Origin of the sequence: Kribbella sp. NPDC026596 (assembly GCF_040638415.1) — a bacterium.
In the GTDB taxonomy this organism is placed as follows: domain Bacteria; phylum Actinomycetota; class Actinomycetes; order Propionibacteriales; family Kribbellaceae; genus Kribbella.
In genome coordinates, this window is sequence record NZ_JBEZYF010000139.1 from 1 (window position 1) to 6,346 (window position 6,346).

Genomic DNA, 6,346 nt, shown 5'->3' on the forward strand with positions numbered 1-6,346 from the left:
GAGTACGCCGACCACGTCTTCGTGATGAAATCCGGCGCCCTGGTCACCCAGGGCACACCGGAAGACGTGTTCACCTGCGACACCATCCGCGACGTGTTCGGGGTGGAGTCCAAGGTCGTGCCCCACCCGGTCAGTGGTAAACCGATGTGTATCCCGCTGCGGGCCGGGCTGCGTGCTCAGCTCTCAGTGGCAACCGGATAGGAGTACTGCATGACGTTGAGCCCCGCGGAAGCCGCCGAGCGGTCGGAACTGGTCGCACCGAAGCTGCGTGAGCACCTGCCGCTGACGCCGCTCGTCCGGTACGGCGCATTCAGTGACGAACTCGGCGCCGAGGTGCTGGTGAAGAGCGAGCACCTGCAGCGCACCGGTTCGTTCAAGGCCCGTGGTTCGATGGCGAAGATCCTCACGCTCACCGACGAGCAGCGCCAGGCCGGGGTGGTGACCGCCTCGACCGGGAACCACGGCCTCGGTGTCGGCAACGCGCTCGCGACGTTGGGCGGGCACGGCATCGTCTACCTGCCGGAGAACGCGTCACCGAGCAAGGTTGCCGCACTGCGCCGGCTCGGCCTGGAGATCCGGGCCGAGGGCAACGATTCCGGCGTGCTCGAGCCGAAGGCGCGGGCGTATGCGGCTGAGTACGACCTGACCTACGTACCGCCGTACAACGACCCGGACATCATCGCCGGGCAGGGCACGGTCGCGGTGGAGATCCTCGAGCAGCTGGCCGGCTCGGGGCTCGACGCGGTGGTGGTCGCCGTCGGTGGCGGCGGGCTGATCAGCGGGGTCGCGTCGGTGCTCAAGAAGCACCTGCCCGGGATCCGGGTCTACGGCGCGTCGCCGGTGCGCGACGACGCGATGGCCGCGTCGGTGCGGGCCGGGAAGATCGTCCTGATCGATGCCCAGGAAACGCTCTCCGACGGTACGGCGGGCAGCGTCGAGCCGGGCAGCATCACGTTCGACCTGTGTCGTGAACTGGTCGACGACTGGGTACTGGTGAGTGAGGACGCGATCAGCGCCGCGTTGCGGATGGTGATCGACACCGAACACCAGTTGATCGAAGGATCCGCCGCGATGGCGTTCGCGGCGGCGCGGGCCCGTCGTACGGAACTGGAAGGCCAACGCGTCGCCGTGGTGTCCTGCGGCGGCAACATCTCGTCGAGCACGCTGGCAGCCGCGCTGAGCTGACCCTCCCTGCCGACGCACCCGAGGTGACTCCCTGATCCCCTCGGGTGCTTCGGCATGCCCAGATCCGGCCCCGTCTCACCCACTGCCCGCTCATTGACACCACAAGAACTTTGTAACTATCGTTTCGTGCAGCATATGTTTCATCTGAAAGAGGGAAGTGAGAGATGGACGCGGCAACGTGGGGGCTCATCATCGCGACGTTCGTCGCGTGTTTCGTGGAGATGGTGGAAGCGACCACGATCGTGATGGCGATGGGGTACACCCGGAGCTGGAAGTCGGCGCTGGTCGGCACCTTCGCGGCGCTCGGCGCGCTCGCGGTGGTGACCCTGGCGGCCGGCTACGCGCTGGCGAACTGGCTGCCGGAGTCGGCGCTGCAGCTCGCGATCGGCGGTCTGCTGCTGATCTTCGGTCTGCAGTGGCTCCGTAAGGCGATCCTCAGATCGTCCGGACGCAAGGCGGTGCACGACGAGGACGCGATCTACAAGGAGGAAGTGGAGGCCGCCAAGGCGGCCGGTCAGAGCAAGAGCGGCCTGGACATGTTCTCCTTCATGGTCTCGTTCAAGGGCGTGTTCCTGGAGGGCATGGAGGTCGTGTTCATCGTGCTGACCTTCGGCCTCAACGCGAACAACATCCCGGCCGCCAGCCTCGGCGCGATCGCCGCCGTGGTGATCGTGCTCGGGATCGCGGTGGCCCTACGCCGGCCGCTGTCGATGATCAACGAGAACCTGCTCAAGTACGGCGTCGGCCTGCTGCTCGCGTCGTTCGGGACCTACTGGGCGGTCGAGGGCATCGGCATCTTCCGCGACGGCCGGGAGAGCCTCGACTGGCCGGGTCACGACCTGATGATCCTGGCCCTGATCGCCGCCTGGCTGCTGCTCAGCCGGGTCTTCGTCGCCGTGCTGCGCAAGCCGGCCACTCCGGCGCCCGTGGGTGCCGCCGACTTCGCGGTGGAGGTGAAGAAATGAAGTTCCTCAAGTCCTTCGGGCAGTTCTGGTACGACTTCATCATCGGCGACGACTGGAAGATCGCGGTCGCGGTGGTGCTCGCGCTCGTCGTCCTGTACGCCGCGATGACGCTCGACCTGCTCGGTGACACCGGGCTGACCCTGCTGGGCGGCGCGCTGGTCGTCGCCGCGTTCAGCATCAGCCTGGCCATCGACGTCCGGCCGAAGAAGCGCTGAAAACCCAGTCCCTGTTGACGATCGGCCCCGGTTTGCGTCCGCGCGAGCCGGGGCCGATCGCTGTCTGCCTCCCCGGTTCTGCAGTGCTCACGACCTCTATTCAGAATCTCGTAGCATCTGCTACGGTGAGACGGAGGCGCCGATCCATCCGTCCCCGAACCGGAGGTCCCACCGTGACTCCCTTCCGACCAGAGCAGGTGAGCGCCCCGTGATGCGCGACACTGCCGAGACCGTGCTGGCCCTGCTGCCCGCGGACGTTCAGTACGGCGACATCCGGGTGGTTCGGCGCACCCACGAGCAGGTCCTGGTCGAGCTCGACGGCCCGGGTGAGGTCGGCTACGACGACTCCCTCGGTCTCGGGCTGCGCGTGCTGATCGGCGGCCACTGGGGTTTCGCCGCCACCCACCGTCTGGACCCGAACGGCCTCGACAGCGTGATCGCGCAAGCGGTCGGTCAGGCTCGCGCCGCTGGTGGCGGCGGCCACGTCGCCCTGGGCGAGCCGGTCACGACGCGGGCGACCTGGTCGTCGCCGCAACGGATCGACCCCTTCGAGGTTCCGCTGTCGACCAAGCTCGACCTGCTGTCCGCCACCGTGAAGGAGGCGTCGACCGCCGGTCCGCTGGTCCAGCAGATCGAGGCGTCGGTCGACTTCTATCGCGACGAGAAGGTGTTCGCGAACACCGAGGGTGCGTTGATCGAGCAGACGCTGACCGAGAGTGGCGGCGGTCTGATGGTGAACGCCGGCAACGGCGACGACCTGCAGCGCCGGTCGTTCCCGCAGGGCGTCCCGCGACAGATCCGCGGCCAGCGCGGAGACTTCGCGACCGCCGGCTGGGAGCACGTCGAATCGCTCGGCCTGGTGGAGAACGCGGCCCGGGTCGCATCCGAGGCGGTCGCGCTGCTGACCGCGCCGCAGTGCCCCGACGAGGTCACCACACTCATTGCCGGCGGCAACCAGTTGGCCATGGTCCTGCACGAGTGCGCCGGCCACCCGATGGAGGCCGACCGGGCGCTCGGGACCGAGGCGAGCCTGGCCGGTGGGACGTACGCGACGCCGGAGCGACGGGGCAACTTCCGCTGGGGTTCGCCGATCGTCTCGGCGTATGCCGACGCCACCATCCCTGGCGGACTCGGCTCGTTCGGGTACGACGACGAGGGTGTGCCGGCCCAGCGCACCCAGTTGATCAAGGACGGCATCTTCCTCGGCTACATGTCCGGCCGCGAGTCGGCGGCGGCGCTCGGCGACCAGCCGACCGGCGCGTCCCGGGCCGACGGCTGGCAGCGGCTGCCGCTGGTGCGGATGACCAACATCTGCCTGGAGCCGGGGGAGTCCTCGCTGGAGGAGATGATCGCGGGTACCAAGCGCGGCATCCTGGTCGACACCAACCGCGGCTTCTCGATCGACGACCAGCGGATGTCGTTCCGCTTCACCACCGAGCTCGGCTGGGAGATCCGCGACGGCAAGCTCGGCCGGCTGCTGAAGAACTGCAGCTACCAGAGCGTCACACCGCAGTTCTGGGCCGGTCTGGACGCGCTCGGTGGTCCGGACGAGTGGAAGGTGCACGGCGTCCCGTCGTGTAACAAGGGTGAGCCGCTGCAGGTGGCTCACGTCGGTCACGGCACCGTGCCGGGACGTTTCCAGAACGTGCAGGTGGGACGATGAGCATCGAGCGGACAGACATCGAGCAGGCGCTTGACATCCTCGGCCCGGGGACCCGGCTGGACGTCCTCGGGGAGAACGCCGAACTGCTCCGGTACGCCGAGTCCGAGATCACCGCCCAGCACAGCGAACGCAGGCTGCGTGTCCGGGTCAAGGTGAACCGCGACGGCCGTACCGCCGGCGGAACTCTGGAGACGCTCGACCCGATCGCCGTACAGGTCCTCGCCGACCGGCTGACCGCGGCCCTCGCCGACCTCCCGGCCCCAGCGGATCAGCCGGAAGCGCCTGAGGCCGCCGACACTGGTACGACGCCCGACCTCGAGCAGCTGGTGGTCGAGCCCGCGAAGTCCATCGTGGACTGCGATCCCGCCGTACGGCACGAGTGGTTCACCACGGTGCGCGACGGCCTCGACCAGTCCGCGCGCCTCGGTGGAGCGATCCGGTACGACGTCCTGGACCGGGTCGTCGCGGACTCGGCCGGCCTGTTCCGGTCCGAGACGTTGACCAAGGTATCGATCCAGGCGATCGCCAAGCAGGACGGGCAGTCCGCGAGCGTCAAGCTGGTGCATCGCGACGCCGACCTGATCCCGATCGGCGACATTCCCGGACGCCTGCGGGAGGCGTTGCGTCCGCTGCCGGCGCGCGAGCCCTTCCGCGGCACCTGCCGGGTGCTGCTCAAGCCGTCGGCGGTGAACACGCTGATCGCCACGTTCGGCCACTGGGCTCTCGGCGCACAGCACTATGCGAGCGGCCGGTCGGTGCTGGCCGGCCGGATGGGTCAGCAAGTGGTGAGTGAGAAGCTCACCCTCGTCGACGACGCGACCGACTCCGCCGGGCTGGTCAGTGGCTTCGATGCTGAAGGCAACATTCGACGGCGGACTCCGCTGATCGACAGTGGAGTGCTCACCGGCGTGGTCTCCGATCGGCGCCGGGCCGAGCTGACCGGCGGCGTCCCGACCGGTCATGCGGTGCCCGACGGCTGGCGGTTCGGCGGCGACCCGGTGCCGTCGCACCTGCTGCTGGACGCGGGCGACGTCACCGAGGACGAGCTGCTTGCCGAGTGCGGCAGCGGGCTGGTCGTGAACCGGCTCGACTACCTCCGGGTGCTGCACCCGAAGCAGACGCTGGTCACCGGGACCACCCGGGACGCGACCTACTGGGCCGAAGACGGCAAGCTGGTCGCATGGCACCCGCAGCTGCGCTTCACGTTCCGGATGGACGAGGTGCTGAACGCCGTACTGGCAGTCGGCGCGATCCGGGAGATCGGCGATCAGACGTTCATGGACAGCGTGGTCGTCCCGTCGTTGCTGATCGACGCCGGACCGCTCGTCCTCGCCTGAGCCAGCAGCGCCCCGGGCCTTGCGTGCTCATAAACCGGCGCGGGGCGCTGCTGTTCCACCCATCGATTTTGTCGACGAGGAGCCGATGACACCGACGCTCACCACTCTGCTGAACGGCTATTCGCTGCGCACCGCACAGGGCAGCCCCGCGTTCTGCTCCATCCACCTGGTGGAGAGCGATGCGGGACGCCTGCTGTTCGACTGCGGGCACGCCGGCCGGCGCCGGTGGTTGCTCGAGGCTCTGGCCGCGCGCGGCCTGGAACCGGCCGACATCGGCACGGTCGTGCTGTCGCACGGACACTGGGACCACATCCAGAACGTCGACTTCTTCCAGGAGGCACGGGTGCTGCTGCACGCCGACGAGCTCCGCAACCTGGCGGACCCGCCGGCCACAGACCTCGGTACGCCGCGGTGGGCCCGGAGGATCCTCGACGACCTGGACGTCCACACGACCGGCGACGGCGACGAGCCGCTGCCCGGTGTGCAGGTGCTGGATCTGCCGGGACATACTCCGGGATCGATCGGCCTCGCCGTGAATACCGATGCCGGAACAGCCGTCCTGAGCGCGGACGCCGTGCCCACCGCCGAGGTGCTGCGCGCGGGCGCCGCCTCAGGCCGTCCGTACGACCAAGCCCGGGCGGATGCTTCGGTCAAGCGGGTCGCGCAGCTCGCCGACCTGGTCTACCCGGGGCACGACACTCCGTTCCGGCTCGACGCGAGCGGCGTGCCGCAGTACCTCGTCACTCCGGAACCGCTGGCGTTCAGCGGCCGGAGCCGCGTCACCTCGGAGCAGGCATCATGACCATTCTTTTGGCCAGGCCTTCGGCGCCGGCGTGGTCATGGGGCCTTGGCTCCCGGCCTTCCCTCGTCGCTCCAGTCGCTACGCTCCCACCACTCCTCAGTCCAGGCCGGGAGGCCCCATGACACAGACCGGTGGACACACCGCGAGCAAGCACGAGGAAACCCCGGAGGGTGACAGAT

The 6,346-nt window shown here is 68.8% G+C and carries 7 protein-coding genes; all 7 read left to right on the forward strand.

The annotated features are described in order from the left end of the window. Nucleotides 1-201, forward strand: a 201-nt coding sequence (locus AB0E63_RS46020; protein WP_360381123.1) for an ABC transporter ATP-binding protein, incomplete at its 5' end; no start/stop codon positions are given. A gap of 9 nt (nt 202-210) precedes the next feature. Then, entirely contained in the window at nt 211-1,185 is a 975-nt protein-coding gene (locus tag AB0E63_RS46025) for a pyridoxal-phosphate dependent enzyme (RefSeq protein ID WP_360381125.1), read from the forward strand. Nucleotides 1,186-1,349: 164 nt separating this feature from the next. Then, nucleotides 1,350-2,150, forward strand: coding sequence for a hypothetical protein (locus tag AB0E63_RS46030; RefSeq protein ID WP_360381128.1), 801 nt, complete (start codon nt 1,350-1,352; stop codon nt 2,148-2,150). Beyond that, the gene (locus AB0E63_RS46035) at nt 2,147-2,365 is read left to right on the forward strand and encodes a hypothetical protein (RefSeq protein WP_360381131.1); all 219 of its coding nucleotides are present in this window, start codon (nt 2,147-2,149) and stop codon (nt 2,363-2,365) included. The genes AB0E63_RS46030 and AB0E63_RS46035 overlap by 4 nt, the downstream gene beginning before the upstream one ends. A gap of 211 nt (nt 2,366-2,576) precedes the next feature. Continuing rightward, nucleotides 2,577-4,028 carry a TldD/PmbA family protein gene (locus tag AB0E63_RS46040; protein WP_360381134.1) on the forward strand — a complete coding sequence of 484 codons (1,452 nt, stop codon included), beginning with the start codon at nt 2,577-2,579 and terminating at the stop codon, nt 4,026-4,028. Continuing rightward, nucleotides 4,025-5,365 (forward strand): metallopeptidase TldD-related protein, encoded by a 1,341-nt coding sequence (locus AB0E63_RS46045; RefSeq protein WP_360381136.1) that lies wholly within the window; start codon nt 4,025-4,027, stop codon nt 5,363-5,365. Before AB0E63_RS46040 ends, AB0E63_RS46045 begins: the two co-directional genes overlap by 4 nt. Nucleotides 5,366-5,450: 85 nt before the next feature. Then, nucleotides 5,451-6,167: an MBL fold metallo-hydrolase gene (locus AB0E63_RS46050; RefSeq protein ID WP_360381139.1), complete on the forward strand. Its 717-nt coding sequence runs from the start codon at nt 5,451-5,453 to the stop codon at nt 6,165-6,167. Nucleotides 6,168-6,346 lie beyond the last annotated feature (179 nt).

Bases quoted from the DNA above. Each gene is read 5' to 3' on its own strand.
- AB0E63_RS46025 (WP_360381125.1), top strand. From the start codon at position 211: ATGACGTTGAGCCCCGCGGAAGCCGCCGAGCGGTCGGAACTGGTCGCA.
- AB0E63_RS46030 (WP_360381128.1), top strand. From the start codon at position 1,350: ATGGACGCGGCAACGTGGGGGCTCATCATCGCGACGTTCGTCGCGTGT.
- AB0E63_RS46035 (WP_360381131.1), top strand. From the start codon at position 2,147: ATGAAGTTCCTCAAGTCCTTCGGGCAGTTCTGGTACGACTTCATCATC.
- AB0E63_RS46040 (WP_360381134.1), top strand. From the start codon at position 2,577: ATGCGCGACACTGCCGAGACCGTGCTGGCCCTGCTGCCCGCGGACGTT.
- AB0E63_RS46045 (WP_360381136.1), top strand. From the start codon at position 4,025: ATGAGCATCGAGCGGACAGACATCGAGCAGGCGCTTGACATCCTCGGC.
- AB0E63_RS46050 (WP_360381139.1), top strand. From the start codon at position 5,451: ATGACACCGACGCTCACCACTCTGCTGAACGGCTATTCGCTGCGCACC.